12 protein-coding genes are annotated in these 16,338 nt (G+C 71.6%); 3 read left to right on the forward strand and 9 right to left on the reverse strand.

The annotated features are described in order from the left end of the window. Positions 1-11 precede the first annotated feature (11 nt). From U5640_RS13110 to U5640_RS13120, 3 genes are all read right to left on the reverse strand, one after another. Positions 12-350, reverse strand: coding sequence for a P-II family nitrogen regulator (locus U5640_RS13110; protein WP_003997576.1), 339 nt, complete (start codon positions 348-350; stop codon positions 12-14). Continuing rightward, on the reverse strand, positions 347-1,681 hold the full coding sequence (locus U5640_RS13115) for an ammonium transporter (protein ID WP_340376004.1): 1,335 nt from the start codon (positions 1,679-1,681) through the stop codon (positions 347-349). The genes U5640_RS13110 and U5640_RS13115 overlap by 4 nt, the downstream gene beginning before the upstream one ends. Positions 1,682-2,026: 345 nt before the next feature. Beyond that, entirely contained in the window at positions 2,027-3,511 is a 1,485-nt protein-coding gene (locus U5640_RS13120; protein WP_340376005.1) for a hypothetical protein, read from the reverse strand. 447 nt (positions 3,512-3,958) lie between these two features. On the opposite strand from U5640_RS13120, the gene U5640_RS13125 reads away from it, so the two are divergent. After that, positions 3,959-4,615 carry a bifunctional DNA primase/polymerase gene (locus tag U5640_RS13125; protein WP_340376006.1) on the forward strand — a complete coding sequence of 219 codons (657 nt, stop codon included), beginning with the start codon at positions 3,959-3,961 and terminating at the stop codon, positions 4,613-4,615. 292 nt (positions 4,616-4,907) lie between these two features. Here the strand turns inward: U5640_RS13125 and ftsY are convergent, their stop codons facing one another. Then, complete coding sequence (gene ftsY / locus U5640_RS13130; RefSeq protein WP_340376007.1) at positions 4,908-6,113, reverse strand: signal recognition particle-docking protein FtsY; 1,206 nt, start codon at positions 6,111-6,113, stop codon at positions 4,908-4,910. Between the two features lie 125 nt (positions 6,114-6,238). Between ftsY and U5640_RS13135 the strand changes: the two genes are divergently transcribed. After that, positions 6,239-7,210 carry an LLM class flavin-dependent oxidoreductase gene (locus tag U5640_RS13135; protein WP_340376008.1) on the forward strand — a complete coding sequence of 324 codons (972 nt, stop codon included), beginning with the start codon at positions 6,239-6,241 and terminating at the stop codon, positions 7,208-7,210. 771 nt (positions 7,211-7,981) lie between these two features. Here the strand turns inward: U5640_RS13135 and U5640_RS13140 are convergent. From U5640_RS13140 to U5640_RS13155, 4 genes are all read right to left on the reverse strand, one after another. Further along, positions 7,982-9,400 carry a sugar porter family MFS transporter gene (locus U5640_RS13140; protein ID WP_340376009.1) on the reverse strand — a complete coding sequence of 473 codons (1,419 nt, stop codon included), beginning with the start codon at positions 9,398-9,400 and terminating at the stop codon, positions 7,982-7,984. A gap of 167 nt (positions 9,401-9,567) precedes the next feature. Next, positions 9,568-13,152: a chromosome segregation protein SMC gene (gene smc / locus U5640_RS13145; protein WP_340376010.1), complete on the reverse strand. Its 3,585-nt coding sequence runs from the start codon at positions 13,150-13,152 to the stop codon at positions 9,568-9,570. A 291-nt stretch (positions 13,153-13,443) separates the two neighbouring features. Next, positions 13,444-13,647, reverse strand: a complete 204-nt coding sequence (locus U5640_RS13150) for a hypothetical protein (protein WP_030793895.1) — start codon at positions 13,645-13,647, stop codon at positions 13,444-13,446. Between the two features lie 378 nt (positions 13,648-14,025). Continuing rightward, positions 14,026-14,307, reverse strand: coding sequence for an acylphosphatase (locus tag U5640_RS13155; protein WP_067257404.1), 282 nt, complete (start codon positions 14,305-14,307; stop codon positions 14,026-14,028). 166 nt (positions 14,308-14,473) lie between these two features. On the opposite strand from U5640_RS13155, the gene U5640_RS13160 reads away from it, so the two are divergent. After that, a complete protein-coding gene (locus U5640_RS13160; RefSeq protein WP_340376011.1) occupies positions 14,474-15,676 on the forward strand; it encodes a CAP domain-containing protein in 1,203 nt (400 codons plus the stop codon). Positions 15,677-15,707: 31 nt separating this feature from the next. Here U5640_RS13160 and U5640_RS13165 read toward each other — a convergent pair whose 3' ends face one another. Continuing rightward, positions 15,708-16,295 (reverse strand): flavodoxin family protein, encoded by a 588-nt coding sequence (locus U5640_RS13165; protein WP_340376012.1) that lies wholly within the window; start codon positions 16,293-16,295, stop codon positions 15,708-15,710. Positions 16,296-16,338 lie beyond the last annotated feature (43 nt).

The following is a 16,338-nucleotide window of genomic DNA, read 5'->3' on the forward strand; positions in this document are numbered from 1 at the left end:
CTGTTCTGCGGTCAGAGCGCGTCGGGGCCGCGCTCGCCGGTGCGGACCCTGACGGCCGTCTCGACCGGGAGGGACCAGACCTTGCCGTCACCGATCTTGCCGGTGCGGGCCGCCTTGACGATGACGTCGATCAGCTGCTCGGCGTCGTCGTCCTCGGCCAGCACCTCGATGCGGATCTTGGGGACCAGGTCGACCGTGTACTCGGCGCCGCGGTAGACCTCGGTGTGTCCCCGCTGACGACCGTAACCGCTCGCCTCGGTGACCGTCAGGCCGTGCACGCCGAAGGCCTGGAGGGCTTCCTTGATCTCGTCGAGCCGGTGGGGCTTGACGACGGCGGTGATGAGCTTCATGCGTCCACCTTCTTGCTGCTCGCGGAACCGACGGCGGCCGGCGCGGCGGTCCGGGCGGCGCCGCCACCGGCACCGCTGAAGTCGTAGGCGGTCTCGGCGTGCTCGGCCTGGTCGATGCCGGAGATCTCCTCGTCCTCGTCGACCCGCATACCGATGGTCTTGTCGAGGAGGAAGGCGAGCACCGCGGAGGCGATCAGGGAGTAGGCGAGGACGGCGAAGACACCGGCGCACTGCTTCCAGAACTGGTCCAGGCCGCCGCCGTAGAAGAGGCCCTTGACGTCGGACTGGCCCTTGCCGCTGGCGAAGAAGCCGATCAGCAGGGAGCCGGCGATACCGCCGACCATGTGGACGCCGACGACGTCGAGGGAGTCGTCGTAGCCGAACTTGTACTTCAGGCCGACGGCCATGGCGCACAGGACACCGGCGATGGCGCCGATCGCGATGGCGCCGATCGGGGTGATCGCGCCGCCGGAGGGGGTGATGGCGACCAGACCCGCGACCGCGCCGGAGGCGGCGCCCAGCGTGGTGAACGCGCCGTGGCGGATCTTCTCGTACACGAGCCAGGCGAGCATGGCGGCGGCGGTGGCGATCTGGGTGTTGACGAACATCAGGGAGCCGACGCCGTCGTCGTTGCCGAGCCACGAGCCGGCGTTGAAGCCGAACCAGCCGAACCACAGCAGACCGGCGCCGAGCATGACCAGCGGGAGGCTGTGCGGGCGCATCGGGTCCTTCTTGAAGCCGACGCGCTTGCCGATGACCAGGATCACGCCGAGCGCCGCGGCACCCGCGTTGATGTGGACCGCGGTACCACCGGCGAAGTCGATCACGCCGAGGTCGAAGGCCCAGCCTCCGGTGCCCCAGACCCAGTGGGCGACCGGGAAGTACACGACCGTGGCCCACAGGACGACGAAGATCGACCACGCGGAGAACTTCACCCGGTCGGCGATCGCGCCGCTGATCAGGGCGGGGGTGATGATGGCGAACATCATCTGGAAGACGGCGAAGGCGAAGACCGGGATCGTGTACCCGGACCAGATGTCCGCCTTGTCGATGCCGGCCCATCCGACGAAGTCGGACTCCCAGCCGACGAGCGATCCGTGGTCCGTGCCGAACGCCATGGAGAAGCCGTACAGCACCCACAGGATCGTGACGATGCCCATGCTGATGAAGCTCATCATCAGCATGTTGAGGGTGCTCTTGACGCGGACCATGCCTCCGTAGAAGAAGGCCAGACCCGGGGTCATGATCAGCACCAGGGCGGAACAGATGAGCATGAAACCTGTGTTGGCCACAGACAGCTTGTCTGCGGCAAGCGTGATGGCTGGTGCCATCGGCGTCTCCTCGTCGTAGTACGGCCCCGTGCGGGCGAAGCCAGAGCGGAAAAGAGGGGTGGGCCGGTTATGCGCCATGAGATTGACGCAGCGCCGTTTCGGTCGAAGCCCCTCGTTGTTTCGCCGCCGTGACGAAGGCACCTGGTGCGTTACGCGTCGGTGAACTGGCTGATGTTCGCCGAGCGGATCGTTATCGTGGCGCAACCTTCCTTCGGGGAAGGAAACCGGCCGCGGACGGCCTTCCGATGACCTGGCATGGGGGAGCCGAGTCGGGCACTTCGGGAAGGCCGGCCGCGGCCGGGGTTCATGGGTTTCGCCCAGTGGTTGCGGGGTTGGATCGGGGCGTCAGACGGCCTCGGCCGTCTCCGGCAGCTCCATGGCGAGCCGCTCGGTGAGGTCCACGACCTCGGCCAGGTCGCCGAACTCGCGGACGGCACTGTCGACGGTCTTTCGAATACGAGTGTTGACCCGCTCGGAGCGGACCTTCTTGGCCTCCTGCATGGCCCGGGCGGCCAGGACGGCGCTCTGCTCGGGCTCCTGGCGCAGCAGGTGCACGGTGGCCATGCCGATGAGGTTCAGCACGTACGACCGCTTGTGGTCGGCGTCGTCGGCGAACAGGCGTACGGCCTTCTGCATCAGGGGTTCGGCGAGGGAGGCGTAGGCGGGGCTGCGGCCTGCGACGTAGGCGAGGTCGCGGAAGGAGTGGCTGTTCTCGCCGTACAGCTCGGCCTCGGAGAAGAAGCGGATCCAGTCGGGGTCCGGCTCGTCCCACTCGTCGGCGTCGGCGAAGGTGTCCTCGGCCATCCGCACGGCCCGTTTGCAGCGGCCCGGCTGGCCCATGTTGGCGTAGGCGCGGGCCTCCATCGCATACAGCATGGACTGGGTGCGCGGGCTCGCGCAGTCCCGGCTGCCGTACTGCGCGAGGTGGATCAGTTCCAGCGCGTCCTCGGGCCGTCCCAGGTGGATCATCTGGCGGCTCATGCTGGACAGGACGTACGAGCCGAGCGGCCGGTCGCCGGCTTCCTTGGCGGCGTGCAGGGCGAGCACGAAGTACTTCTGGGCGGTCGGCTGGAGCCCCACGTCGTAGCTCATCCAGCCGGCGAGTTCGGCCAGCTCGGCGGCGACCTTGAACAGCTTGCGGGAGGTCGCCTCGGGCTGGGGTTCCTGGAGGAGGTCGGTCACCTCGTGGAGCTGGCCGACGACGGCCTTGCGGCGCAGTCCGCCGCCGCACTGGGCGTCCCACTGCCGGAACATCACGGTGGTGGACTCCAGCAGGTCCAGCTCGGGCCTGGAGAGCCGGCCGCGGGCCCGGCTGGTGGGCACGGACTCGGGCTCCGTGAGCGGGGCGGGCTGGGTGGGGACGAGCCAGCGCTGCATCGGCTCGATCAGGGACGGGCCCGCGGACAGCGCCAGCGAGGTTCCGAGGAAGCCGCGCCGCGCCAGCATCAGGTCGCTGCGCGAGAACTCGCTGAGCAGGGCCACCGCCTGCGGGCCCGTCCAGGGCAGGTCGACGCCGGTCGCGGAGGGCGCCTGACGGGTGGCGCGCAGACCGAGGTCCTCGACCGAGACGACGCAGCCGAACCGCTCGGAGAACAGCTCGGAGAGGATCCGGGGGATGGGCTCGCGGGGGTTCTCGCCGTCCAGCCAGCGGCGCACACGTGAGGTGTCGGTGGAGATGTGGTTGGCGCCCAACTGGCGTGCGCGACGGTTGACTTGCCGGGCCAGTTCACCCTTGGACCAGCCGCTGCGCACGAACCAGGAGGTGAGCAGCTCGTTCGGGCGCTTGTCCGCATGCGAAGCGCCGCTCCCGCTTCCGTCATTGCCGCTCACTGGAACGCCCCCATCCCTGAGACCACTTGTCACTGAGTGCGCCAAGCCTTATCAGAATGCCGGTAAATACCGCCCCTCGTCCGATAGTTGTCACCCCTCGAACGGAAAGTCGACTTGCCTCCGGCATACCCACAAGCGCATGTGCCTCCAGGACCCGCACACTCAAAGTAATCCTACGATCACGGACACAGCCACGAGGATCCCGGAAACGCCACCATTCGCCACCCCTTCGAATGAACTACCGATGCCCCGTAGGCGATTCACTTGACACAGGACGGGTGGGGGTGAGCGGAGGGAAGCACTCAGGGGCGCGTGTCGCCGACCACACCACCCGGCGTGCTTCCGGACGCCGTCTACAGCGGGCGGCCGCCGGGCAGCGAAAGCACGCAGAGTTACGACATGCGACCGTTACGTAACCACCGGCGCCGCACACCCGTTGGAGGGGGCATGGGCTTCACGATCGGCGGCATCCGCGAGATCCGCTCCGGCACGCGCAGGCGCGGTCGCTCGTCCGAGTGCACCGCCGTCGCCGAGTTCACAGGACTGTGGGGCTGGGACGTCGTACCGGGTGCCCGGGCCGCGGCCGGCGTCTGCTCCTGCGGCCGCCGCGACTGCCCCGAACCCGGCGCCCATCCCCTGGAGTTCGCGCCCCGGGTGCCGGCCGGCGCCACCCTCGACGACGTGACGCGGGCCTGGGCGGAGTTCCCGGGCGCCGCGGTGATGCTGCCGGTCGGGCGCGCCTTCGACGTGATCGAGGTCGCCGGGCCCGCCGGGCGCCGCGCCCTGGTCCGGCTGGAGCGCATGGGCCTGCCGCTCGGTCCGGTCACCGCCACCCCCGAGGGCCGCACCCAGTTCTTCGTCGCCCCCGGCGCCGCGGCCGGGCTGACCGGCCTCCTCTACCGCATGGGCTGGGACGACCCGGCCGCCCTCGACCTGCGCGGCCTCGGCCCCGGTACGTACGTCACGGCCCCGCCCTCCGACCGCGGCGGCCTCGGCCCGGTCCACTGGCTGCGCCCGCCGGCCCTGGACTCGGCGACCCGGCCCCCGGAGGCCCGGCTGCTGCTCGGGACCCTGGCGTACGTGGCGCACCGCTCCCGCGCCTAGTGCCGTGACCGGAAAGGTTTGCCGGGAAGCTCGCGGCGTCCGGTGCGGTGCATCGCAAGGCGGAGCGTCGCCCGCGTACTGGATGTACTCGGGTGATGCGACAACGCGGCGAGGTGCCGTGCCGGGCGTCGCGAGCCGGTGAACCTTTCCGGTCACGGCACTAGGGGGCCCCGGCCGTACACAGCGAAGCGCCCGCTCCCACTGCACCTGGGGGCGGGCGCTTCTCGCGCGTCCCGAAGCCGGTCCCGCATACGCGGTCACCTGGCTCACGGGGCTCTTCGCTAAGAGCGGGTCACTCTCCGATGAGGGCGTCAACGAACGCCTCCGGCTCGAACGGCGCCAGGTCGTCCGCGCCCTCGCCGAGGCCGATGAGCTTGACCGGGACGCCCAGCTCCCGCTGGACGGCGACGACGATGCCGCCCTTGGCGGTGCCGTCGAGCTTGGTCAGCACGATGCCGGTGATGTCGACGACCTCGGCGAACACGCGGGCCTGGACCAGGCCGTTCTGCCCGGTGGTGGCGTCCAGGACGAGCAGCACCTCGTCGAGCGGGGCGTGCTTCTCGACGACCCGCTTGACCTTGCCCAGCTCGTCCATGAGCCCGGTCTTGGTGTGCAGCCGCCCGGCGGTGTCGATGAGCACCACGTCGACGCCCATCTCCTTGCCCTCCTTCACCGCGTCGAACGCGACGGAGGCGGGGTCGCCGGCCTCGGGCCCGCGCACGGTGTGCGCGCCGACCCGCTCGCCCCAGGTCTGGAGCTGGTCGGCGGCGGCGGCGCGGAAGGTGTCGGCGGCGCCGAGGACGACGGTACGGCCGTCGGCGACCAGCACCCGGGCGAGCTTGCCGGTGGTGGTGGTCTTGCCGGTGCCGTTGACGCCGACGACCATCACGATGCCGGGCTTGCGGTCCTCGGGCTCGGTCCGCACCGTGCGGTCGACGTCGGTGCCGACCAGCTTGAGCAGCTCCTCGCGCAGCAGGCCGCGCAGCTCCTCGGGGGTGCGGGTGCCGAGCACCTTCACCCGCTCGCGCAGCCGGTCCACCAGCTCCTGGGTGGGCAGGACGCCGACGTCGGCGGTGAGCAGGGTGTCCTCGATCTCCTCCCAGGTGTCGTCGTCGAGGTGCTCGCGCGCGAGCAGGGTGAGCAGCCCCTTGCCCAGGGCGTTCTGGGAGCGGGAGAGACGGGCGCGCAGGCGTACGAGACGCCCCGCGGTGGGCTCCGGGATCTCGATCTCCGGGGCCTCGACGGCGGGCGGTTCCTCGACGACGACCCCGGCCGGGCCGCCGTCGGGAAGATCCACCTCCTCGATCGTGCGGCGCGGTTCTTCGCGCGGCGTCTCGGCCTCGTCGCCGACGTGCGGCTCGGCCGGAGGCGCGGTGATGTCGGGCGCTGCGGGGGGCGGCGGGGGCAGCGGCTTCTTGCGCCGACTGCCGACGACGAGCCCGCCGAGCACCGCGAGCACGACCACGGCGATGACTACAGCAAGGATGACGGTTTCCATAACCCGTCCAGTATCCATCCCGCTCCCGGCGGCGGCCCGGCTCCCCGGGGCGGGTGTCTCGCGCCTCTGGTCACCTGACGAACCGTCAGCTACGGTCCCCCCACATCCGCCGAAGGGGGTCCGTCATGCCCGTCACCGTCGTCCGATTCAACCTCGTCGCACCCGGCGCCTCCCCCGCCGAGCTGGGCGCCCGCTACCGGGCCGCGCTGGAGATGGCCGCGTACGCCGACGAGCACGGGGTGACCACCGTGCAGACCGAGGAGCACCACGGTGCCGGGAACAACTGGCTGCCGTCGCCGTTCGTCTTCGCGGGCGCGGTGCTGGGGGCGACCCGGCGGCTGGCGGTCACGGTGTCGGCGGTGATCGGCCCGCTGCACGACCCGCTGCGGCTGGCCGAGGACATCGCGGTCCTGGACCTGCTCAGCGGCGGCCGGCTGCTCACGGTCGCCGGGATCGGCTACCGGCGCGAGGAGTACGACCGCGCGGGCGTCGACTGGACGCGGCGCGGCCGGCTCCAGGACGAGCTGCTGGAGACCGTCCTGAAGGCGTGGACCGGCGAGGAGTTCGAGTACCGGGGCCGTACCGTACGAGTCACCCCGCGCCCGGCGTCCGATCCGCACCCGCTGCTGCTGGTCGGCGGCTCCTCGAAGGCCGCCGCCCGCCGGGCCGCCCGGCTCGGCCTGCCGTTCTTCCCGAGCGCGCATCTGCCGGAGCTGGAGACGTACTACAAGGAGCGGCTCGTGGAGTACGGGACGCAGGGCTGGACGATGATGCCGGGCGCCGAGACGCCGCTGCTGCACATCGCCGAGGACCCGGACCGGGCCTGGGCCGAGTACGGCGGCCACTTCCTGCACGAGGCCCGCACCTACGCCTCCTGGCAGTCCGGCGAGATCCACTCGGCGGTGCGTTCGGGGGCGGCGACGGTCGAGGAGCTGCGCGCGGAGGGCGTCTACCGGATCCTCACCCCGGACGAGTGCGTGGCGCAGGACCTGGACAACCTGGTCCTGCATCCGCTGGCGGGCGGGATGCCGCTGGAGGAGGGCTGGCGAAGCCTGCGCCTGTTCGCGGAACGGGTACTCCCGGCACTGCAGCCCTGAGCCCGCCCCTCGACACGGCCCGGCCTCACCACCGGCCCTCGGCGCGGCCCGGCCTCACCACCGGGCGCGCACGGCCCCGCCGGGTCCGGGCGCGCCCGCACCCCACCCGATCACCGGGCCTCGGCGCCCGGACCGAACGTCCCACCACCGGACCGCGGCCCCGCACCCAACCCCCACCACCGGCCCTCGGCGCGACCCGCGCTCACCTACTGGCCCGGCGGCCCCGCCGGGCCCGTACGCGCCCACACCCCACCCGCCCACCGAGCCACAGGGCCCCGCGCCGAACGCCTGACCACCGAGCCACAGGGTCCGCGTCGAACGCCTCACCTCCGAACCGGAGCGCCCCCCGCACCACGCCCCCGACCACCGGACCACAGTGCCCCGCGCCACGCACCCGACCGTGACACCGCGCGCCGGACCGTGGCGCCCCGCGGCGGCCCCCAGCAGCCCTACGAGGCCCCCGCCCGACCACCGGGCGGACAACACCCCCACCCGGACACCCGACCGCCCCGCCCTGGCGCCCCGCGCCCAACACCGCCCCCGAACCTCAGCGCCCCGCGCCCCACACCGACCCCCGGTCCCCCACCCCGAACACCCCCGCGCCCCCCGCACCCCGTGTGTCTACCAACCACCCCCCTGGGCCGATCCCCCGTCAACCTCGCGGGCCGCATGCCGCCGCCCCCGCTTCGGGGTGGCCGGGGCGGGGGCGGGGCTGGGGCGGGGAGAGGGGCGGCGGGGTTGGAGCCCCTTCCCCCCGGCTGTGGGGGGCGGTCAGCCCATTTCCTCCAGGGCCTTGCCCTTCGTCTCCTTGACGTACCTGAGGACGAAGGGGATCGAGAGGGCCGCGGAGGCCGTGTAGACGACGTAGGTGAGGGAGAGGTTCCAGTCGGCGAGGGACGGGAAGCTCGCGGTGATGGCCCAGTTGGCGATCCACTGCGCGGAGGCGGCCACGCCCAGGGCGGCGGCTCGGATCCTGCTGGGGAACATTTCGCCGAGCATGACCCAGACGACCACGCCCCAGGACAGGGCGAAGAAGAGGACGAAGACATGGGCGGCGATCAGGGCGGTCCAGCCCTGGGCGGCTGGGAGCCGGCCGTCGACCAGGTCGTAGGAGAAGGCCCAGGCCTCCAGGGCGAGGCCGATCACCATGCCGGCCGAGCCGATGATCGCGAGCGGGCGGCGGCCGATGCGGTCCACGAAGATCATCGCGATGACGGTGCCGACGATGTTGATGATCGAGGTGGTGAAGGAGTAGAAGAACGACTCCGCCGGGTCGACGCCGACCGACTGCCAGAGCGTGGAGGAGTAGTAGAAGGCGACGTTGATGCCGACGAACTGCTGGAAGACGGAGAGGCCGATGCCGATCCAGACGATCGGCTTGAAGAAGAAGCCGCCGCCGAGCAGGTCCTTGAAGGTGGAGCGGTGCTCACTGTTCATGGCGTGCTCGATCTCCGCCACCCGGGCGTCGAGATCACCGCTCTCGCCCTCGACCTCGGCGAGGATCTCCCGCGCCCGCTCCCGCTTGCCGACGGAGATCAGGAAGCGCGGGGACTCGGGGATGGCGAAGGAGAGCATGCCGTAGAGGACGGCCGGGACGACCATGACGCCGAGCATGACCTGCCAGGCCTCCAGGCCCATCAGCCAGCCGCGCTGGTCGCCGTCGGCCGCGTTGAGCAGACCCCAGTTGACCAGCTGCGACACGGCGATGCCGATGACGATCGCGGCCTGCTGGAAGGAGCCGAGCCGGCCGCGGTAGGCGGGCGGGGCGACCTCGGCGATGTAGGCGGGGCCGATGACGGAGGCCATGCCGATGGCGAACCCGCCGACGACCCGCCACAGGGCGAAGTCCCACAGCGAGAAGGGCAGCGCCGAGCCGACGGCGCTGACGGTGAACAGCGCGGCGGCGATCTGCATGACCCGGATGCGGCCGATGCGGTCGGCGATCCGGCCGGCGGTCGCGGCGCCGACGGCGCAGCCGATCAGGGCGATGGCGATGACCTGGGCGAGGGCGGCGGAACCGATGTCGTAGCGGTCCCGGATGGCCTCGACGGCGCCGTTGATCACGGAGCTGTCGTAGCCGAAGAGGAACCCGCCCATCGCCGCTGCCGCCGCGATGAAGATGACGTGCCCGAGATGATCGGGAGGAGCCGTCGCGGCTCCCGACTTCCGTGCCTGCGCAGTGCTCGTCACTTCAACTCCTAAGGCCATCGGCAACGCTGCCTGAAGGCAAGAACAACGCTGCAGACCCTATGTCTTCAAGTTCTGAATCCACTAGCCGAAGCGGTGTGAGAAAAGAGGCACGGAAGAGCAAGGTGTGTTCAAGGAATGAAGGAAGAAGGTCGGGGTACCCGGAGGAGTTAACGCAACCGCTGGCTGATCACCTTCGACACCCCGTCGCCCTGCATGGACACGCCGTACAGCGCGTCGGCGACCTCCATGGTGCGCTTCTGGTGGGTGATCACGATGAGCTGCGAGGACTCCTGGAGCTCCTGCATGATGCGGATCAGTCGCTGCAGGTTGGTGTCGTCGAGCGCGGCCTCGACCTCGTCCATCACGTAGAACGGGCTGGGCCGGGCCTTGAAGATCGACACCAGCATGGCGACGGCCGTCAGCGACCGCTCCCCGCCGGAGAGCAGGCTGAGCCGCTTGACCTTCTTGCCCGGCGGCCGGGCCTCCACGTCCACGCCGGTGGTCAGCATGTTGTCCGGGTCGGTCAGGATCAGCCGCCCCTCCCCGCCCGGGAAGAGCCGGCCGAAGACACCCTCGAACTCCCGGGCCGTGTCCCGGAACGCCTCGGTGAAGACCAGCTCGACCCGCTCGTCGACCTCCTTCACCACCTGGAGGAGATCGGCGCGGGTCTTCTTCAGGTCCTCCAGCTGCTCGCTGAGGAACTTGTGGCGCTCCTCCAGCGCCGCGAACTCCTCCAGCGCCAGCGGGTTGACCTTGCCGAGCTGCTGGTACGCCCGCTCGGCCGCCTTCAGCCGCTTCTCCTGCTCGGCGCGGCGGAAGGGCACCGGCTGGTTGCGGGGGTGCTCCGGGTCGTCGGGCAGCACCTCGCCCTCGGCGGGCGGCGACGGCGGGACGAGTTGATGGGGCCCGTACTCGGTGACGAGCCCCGCGGGCTCCACGCCCAGCTCCTCCAGCGCCTTGGTCTCCAACTGCTCGATCCGCATCCGCTTCTCGGCGCCGAGCACCTCACCGCGGTGGACCGAGTCGGTGAGCTTGTCCAGCTCGGCCTTGAGGTCGCGCCCGGCGGTGCGGGCGGCGGCCAGCTCCTGCTCCCGGCGTGCCTTGGCGGCCTCGGCGGCGGCCCGCTCCGCCTGCGCCCGGCCGAGGGACACCTCGACATGCGCGAGCAGCTGGCGGGCGGCCGAGGCGACGGCCCCGGCGACGGCGGCCTCGTGACGCAGCCGGGCGCGCCGCTGCTCGGCACGCGCGCGTGCCTCGCGTTCCGCGCGGGCGGCCCGGTCGAGGGAGTCGGCCCGGCCGGCCAGCCCCTTCACCCGCTCCTCGTGCGTACGGACCTGGAGCCGCGCCTCCATCTCGGTCTGGCGGGCATTGGCGCCGTCGGCGGCGAGCCGGTTGCGCACCGAGGTGTCGGGCTCCTCCTCGACGGGCATCTCCTCGGCCACGGCCAGCCGTTCGGCGAGTTCCTCGGCCTCTTCCCGTGCACGGTCGAGGGCGTCCTGGGCGCGGGCGGCGGCCGCCGTGGACCGCTCGGCCTCGCCCGCCGCGCCGCGCGCCTGCCCGGCCAGCCGGCCGAGCTGCTGGGCCACGGCCGACTTCTCCCGGTCGGCGGCCCGGCGTCGCTCGCCCAGTTCCTCCACCTGCGCGGCGCACCGCTTGCGCTGTGCGCCGGCCTCCTGCTGGGCCTCGCCGAGTTCCGCGCAGCGTACGGCCAGTTCCTCGAGCTGTGCGGCCGCCTCGTCCACCGAGGCCTGTACTTCCAGGAGGCTGGGGGCGCCGGCGGAACCTCCGTGGGCGAAGTGGGCGCCCAGCAGGTCGCCCTCGGCGGTGACCGCGGTGAGGTGGGGGTGGGTCCGGACGAGGTGTTCGGCGTCCTCCAGGGTGTCGACCACGACGATGTCGTGGAGGAGGCGGCGTACGGCCGGCATCAGGTCGGCCGGGGCGCGGACGAGATCGGCCGCGGGCTGTCGTCGGGCGTCCGCGGGTGCATGAGGGCCGGTCGTGCCGTTTCCCGCGCCGGTGAGGGGTGCGTCCGGCGAACAGGCGAGCAGGAGGGCCGCCCGGCCCGCGTCCTGTTTGCGGAGCAGGCGCAGGGCCTGAACGGCCGCGGCCGGGGTCGTGACCGCGATCGCGTCCGCGGCCGCTCCGAAAGCCGCCGCCAGCTGGATCTCGTACCCCGGTGTCACCGTCAGCAGTTCGGCGGCCGGGCCGAGCAGGCCGGTGAGGCGGTCGCGCGCGCCGAGCAGGGCGCCCGTGCCGTCCTTGCGCCGCAGGCCGAGGGCGAGCGCCTCGTGGCGGGCCCTGGTCGCCGCGCGTTCGCGTTCCGCCGTGGTGGCCGCCTCGCGGGCGGCGGTGAGGGCGGCCTCGGCCTCGGCCAGCCGGCGTTTCGCCGCGTCGTGCTGCTCGGCGAGTTCGGCGTCGCCCGCGTCGAGGCCGTCGACCTCGGCCTGGAGGGTCTCGTACTCCTCCTGGGCGGCGAACGCCCGCTCCTGTGCCTCGTCCCTGGCCGCCGCCAGCCGGTCGATCTCGGCCTGGGCCGAGGCGGCGCGTGACCGGGCGGCGTTGACCTGGCCGTTCAGCCGGGCGAGGCCCTCCCGGCGGTCGGCGATGGCGCGGGCGACGTCCTTCAGCCGCCGTTCCTCGGCGGCGAGTTCGCGTTCGAGGTCGGCGCGGTGGGCGACGGTGTCGTCGAGGGCGTGCTGGGCCGCTTCGAGGGCGGCCTCCAGCTCGGCCTCCTGTTCCCGGACCCGGGCGGCCTCGCGCTCCATGTCCTCGGGGTCGCGGCCGCGCCGCTCCTCGGGGGGCGCGGAGGTCGCGCTCTTCACCCGGGCGTCGGCGAGGGAGACCGTGCCGCGGACGCGTTCGGCGAGCTGGGAGAGCTCGTACCAGGTCTGCTGGGCGCGCTGGAGGCGGGGGGAGAGCCGACGGACCTCGTCCTCCAGGAGCGCCTCGCGCTGGAGGGCCTTGCGGAGTTCCTGCTCGGCGGCCTCCTTGCGTTCCTTGAGGGCGGCCTCGTCGGCCACCTCGGCCTGGAGCGCCTCCCGCATCCGGACGAGATCGTCGGCGAGGAGGCGCAGGCGGGCGTCCCGCAGGTCCGCCTGGATCACGGCGGCCCGGCGGGCGACCGCCGCCTGCCGGCCCAGCGGTTTGAGCTGGCGGCGCAGTTCGTCGGTGAGGTCCTGCACCCGCGCGAGGTTGGCCTGCATCGCGTCGAGCTTGCGGAGCGCCTTCTCCTTGCGCTTGCGGTGCTTGAGGACGCCGGCCGCCTCCTCGATGAAGGCCCGGCGGCCCATGGGGTCGGCGTGCAGGACGGAGTCGAGCTGGCCCTGGCCGACGATGACGTGCATCTCGCGGCCGATGCCGGAGTCGGAGAGGAGGTCCTGGATGTCGAGGAGGCGGCAGGTGTCGCCGTTGATCTGGTACTCGCTGCCGCCGTTGCGGAACATGATCCGCGTGATGGTGACCTCGGCGTACTCGATGGGCAGGGCCCCGTCGGAGTTGTCGATGGTCAGGGACACCTCGGCGCGGCCCAGCGGGGGGCGGCCGGTGGTGCCGGCGAAGATGACGTCCTCCATCTTGCCGCCGCGCAGCGACTTGGCGCTGTGCTCGCCCATGACCCAGGTGAGCGCGTCCACGACATTGGACTTGCCCGAGCCGTTGGGCCCGACGACGCACGTGATCCCGGGTTCGAACCGGAGCGTGGTCGCCGAGGCGAACGACTTGAACCCCCGGAGGGTCAGGGCCTTGAGGTGCACGGCGCTGGACTCTACCTTCCGGGGGTGTCTCACTCCATGAACGCCCGGCGACCCCGCGGTTTCACCCATGAACGCACAGGGCACACCACACGTTAAGAAGACGGAGGGGGCAGGGCGCTGGACGACGGGGACGGGCCCACCGGACGCGGGGGAACGCGGGCGGGAAAACGCGGGGGAAAGAAAGAAGGGACGCCGAGGCGTCCCTTGCAACTTCTGACAACTTAGCGGTCCGACGCGCTTGAGACGGGTCGCCCGACCACTGCGTGGTGCTGTCGTGGAGCGGTGCAGCGATCAGGTGAGCGCAGGCTCCGCCTGGTGTGCGTCGATGCTCTCCATGAACCTGTCGTGAGAAGCGGCAGCCGTGAGCGCGTCGTTCTCGGCCTGGATTCGTCCGAGCTCGGATTCCAGATCCTGGACGCGCTGCTGGAGCCGTCGCATCTCGGCGAGGAGTCGCGGGTCGGAGCCGCCGACGTAACCGAGAAGCGCCTTTGCCATGATGGATGGTCCTCCACACTGAGTGACCGACCGAAGCGGTGTGGGTCGTGAGGGATTCGCACCCGCGGTCTTGGCTAGATCTTGTTCGTGCTGCCGTTCATCCATGCCAAACAGCTAGGTGCGCGGGGTGCTTTCAGCGTCTCACCAAAAAGTTTGACGGTCAACACGATCACGCCCCGTATTGGCGGGCAACCCACCGGAGCGCGGCCTGAACGGCGGCGCTGCGACGAACGCGGGGCCCTGGAGACGTGGCGATCATCCTTGCCTGCGGAGCATGCCAGCGCAAGCGATTCTTGGCAACCACCTGCTCCTTTTCATCCGGGGCACATGCCGGTGGCACATCCCTCCCCCGGGCGGCGGCCGCTCGGCGCGGGGTGGTCAGCGGATCGCGAAGCCGTCGTAGCCGCCGCGCGGTGTGTCCCATATCTCGGTGACTCCGTCCACGCGTCCGGGCGTGTCGTCACCCGTGAGCCAGTCCAGCAGGCCGTCGCAGCCCTCTTTGGCTCCTTCGGCGACCACCTGGACCCGGCCGTCGGCCAGATTGAGAGCAAAACCACTCAGCCCGCCGATCTCCAGCGCCTTGGCCCGCGTGAACCAGCGGAATCCCACACCCTGCACGTGTCCGCGGACCCAGGCGACCAGCCGCACATCCTCACTCATGGGTGCAACCTAACCGGGCAATGTCCCTCGGGGCACTTCCTCCCCGGGCGCCATGCGGTACCGTCCCGACCCAATGATTCTCATATGAAACTCACTCGATCGAGTGAGATGGGTTCGCCCAAGATCGTATGAGATGGGTTGACCGAGGGACGAGGAAGGCACAGGCATGGGACGCCACCGACGCTCCGCCGCCGGCCGCGCCGCCACGGGCCGCGCCACGGGGGTCACGGAGACGCACGGCTCGTACACGGACAGCCATGAACCGCAGTACGCGTACGCGGACGGCCCCGACACGCTCGGCATCGCGCCCTACCTGAACCCGGAGGCGTACGCCGACACCGTCGCGAGAAGCAGGGAGTACCTGTACGCGACGGAGGAGGGGTACGGCACCGGTCCCACGGCCGACGGCTTCCAGGCCTACGGCCCGACGGGCTACGGCTCCACGGGCGACGCCTTCGCCGGCGACGGCTTCCCGGGCGACGGTTTCGCGACCGACGGCTTCATGCCGGACGGCGGTGGGCGGGGCGGGGCCGGCCGCCGCCGTCGCAAGAAGAAGGCGGCCACCCCGGTCAAGGCGGGTCTGCTCGGCGTCTCCGCCGCGGTCGCCCTCGGCACCGTCGCGGTGGCCACCGGTGTGGTGCCCGGCCTGGAGGGCTACCGGCTCGGCGGCGGCACCGGTCCCGGCGACCGTGTGCAGGCCGCCGACACCCCCGGCAACTCCAACGCCGAACAGGGCGGCACCTCCGGCTCGGCCGACCCCGGCCGCGCCGGCACCTCGACCAGCCGCGACGCGGGCCGCTCCGCCTCGGCGCCGGCCTCGACCTCGCCCACTCCGTCGGCCTCGAAGTCCTCCGCCTCGGCCTCGCCGAGCGAGACGGCCGAGAAGAAGCCCGAGGTCACTCCCTCGGAGGAGCCGCAGACCTCCGCCTCCAAGGCGAAGGCGGTCACCAAGGCGCCCCAGAGGTCCGAGTCCGCGGTGACGGTCTCCGCCGAGGCGCAGGCCGCGGCCGAGGTGCTCGCCCTCGTGAACGAGGAGCGGGCCAAGGTCGGGTGCAGCGCCCTCTCCGCGAACAGCGCGCTGTCGGAGCTGGCCGAGAGGTTCAGCGACGACATGGCCGCGCGGGGCTTCTTCGACCACACCGACCCCGACGGGAAGACCCCGTGGGACCGGGCCGAGGCGGCCGGCATATCCAGCCTCGGCGGCGAGAACATAGCCCGCGGGCAGGCCGACGCGGCCGCCGTCATGGAAGCCTGGATGAACAGCCCCGGCCACAAGGCGAACATACTGAACTGCGACTTCAAGACCCTGGGCGTCGGCGTGCACTTCGGGTCCGGCGGACCCTGGTGGACCCAGGACTTCGGGTACTAGACCCGCGCCCGCCGGAGCGACGCAGAAACGATCATGCAGCCTGGGCCCGGCCGGCCAGGAAGACCGACGCGGTCTCGGCGACCCGTCGGCCCAGGTGTTCCGCCGTCGCCGCATCGGCCTTGTGGACGGCCTCGGCACCCTCGTCGACGTTGGTCTGCGCGGCCGCGCCGAGGAACACGCCGAGGCGGTTGAGGTCGTGCTCGGAGGCGCTGCTGCTGTTCCAGCCGGGCAGCAGACCGAGGTTGACCCAGTGCATGCCGAGCTGCGCGGCCAGGATCTGGAAGAACTGGAGCGTGTGCAGCTTGTCGCCGCTCTTGGAACCGGAATTGGTGAAGCCGGCGGCGAGCTTGTCCTTCCAGGCCTGGGTGGCCCAGCGCGCCGAGGTGGCCTCCGCGAAGGCGTGGAAGGCGCCGGACGCGGTGCCCATGTAGGTCGGTGACCCGAACACGATCGCGTCCGAGCCGTCGAGCAGACTCCACTGCTCCTCGGTGATCTCGTCGACCTTGATCAGATGCACCTCGGCACCCGCCTCGACGGCACCGGTGCGGACCGCTTCGGCGAGGACGACGGTGTGGCCGTAGCCGGAGTGGTAGGCGACGGAAACGACGGGCTTGGACATGGGAACTCCTCGGAAGGGCAGCTCGGAGACGGTGACCACAGGA

Source organism: Streptomyces sp. SS7 (genome assembly GCF_037993025.1).
GTDB lineage: Bacteria > Actinomycetota > Actinomycetes > Streptomycetales > Streptomycetaceae > Streptomyces.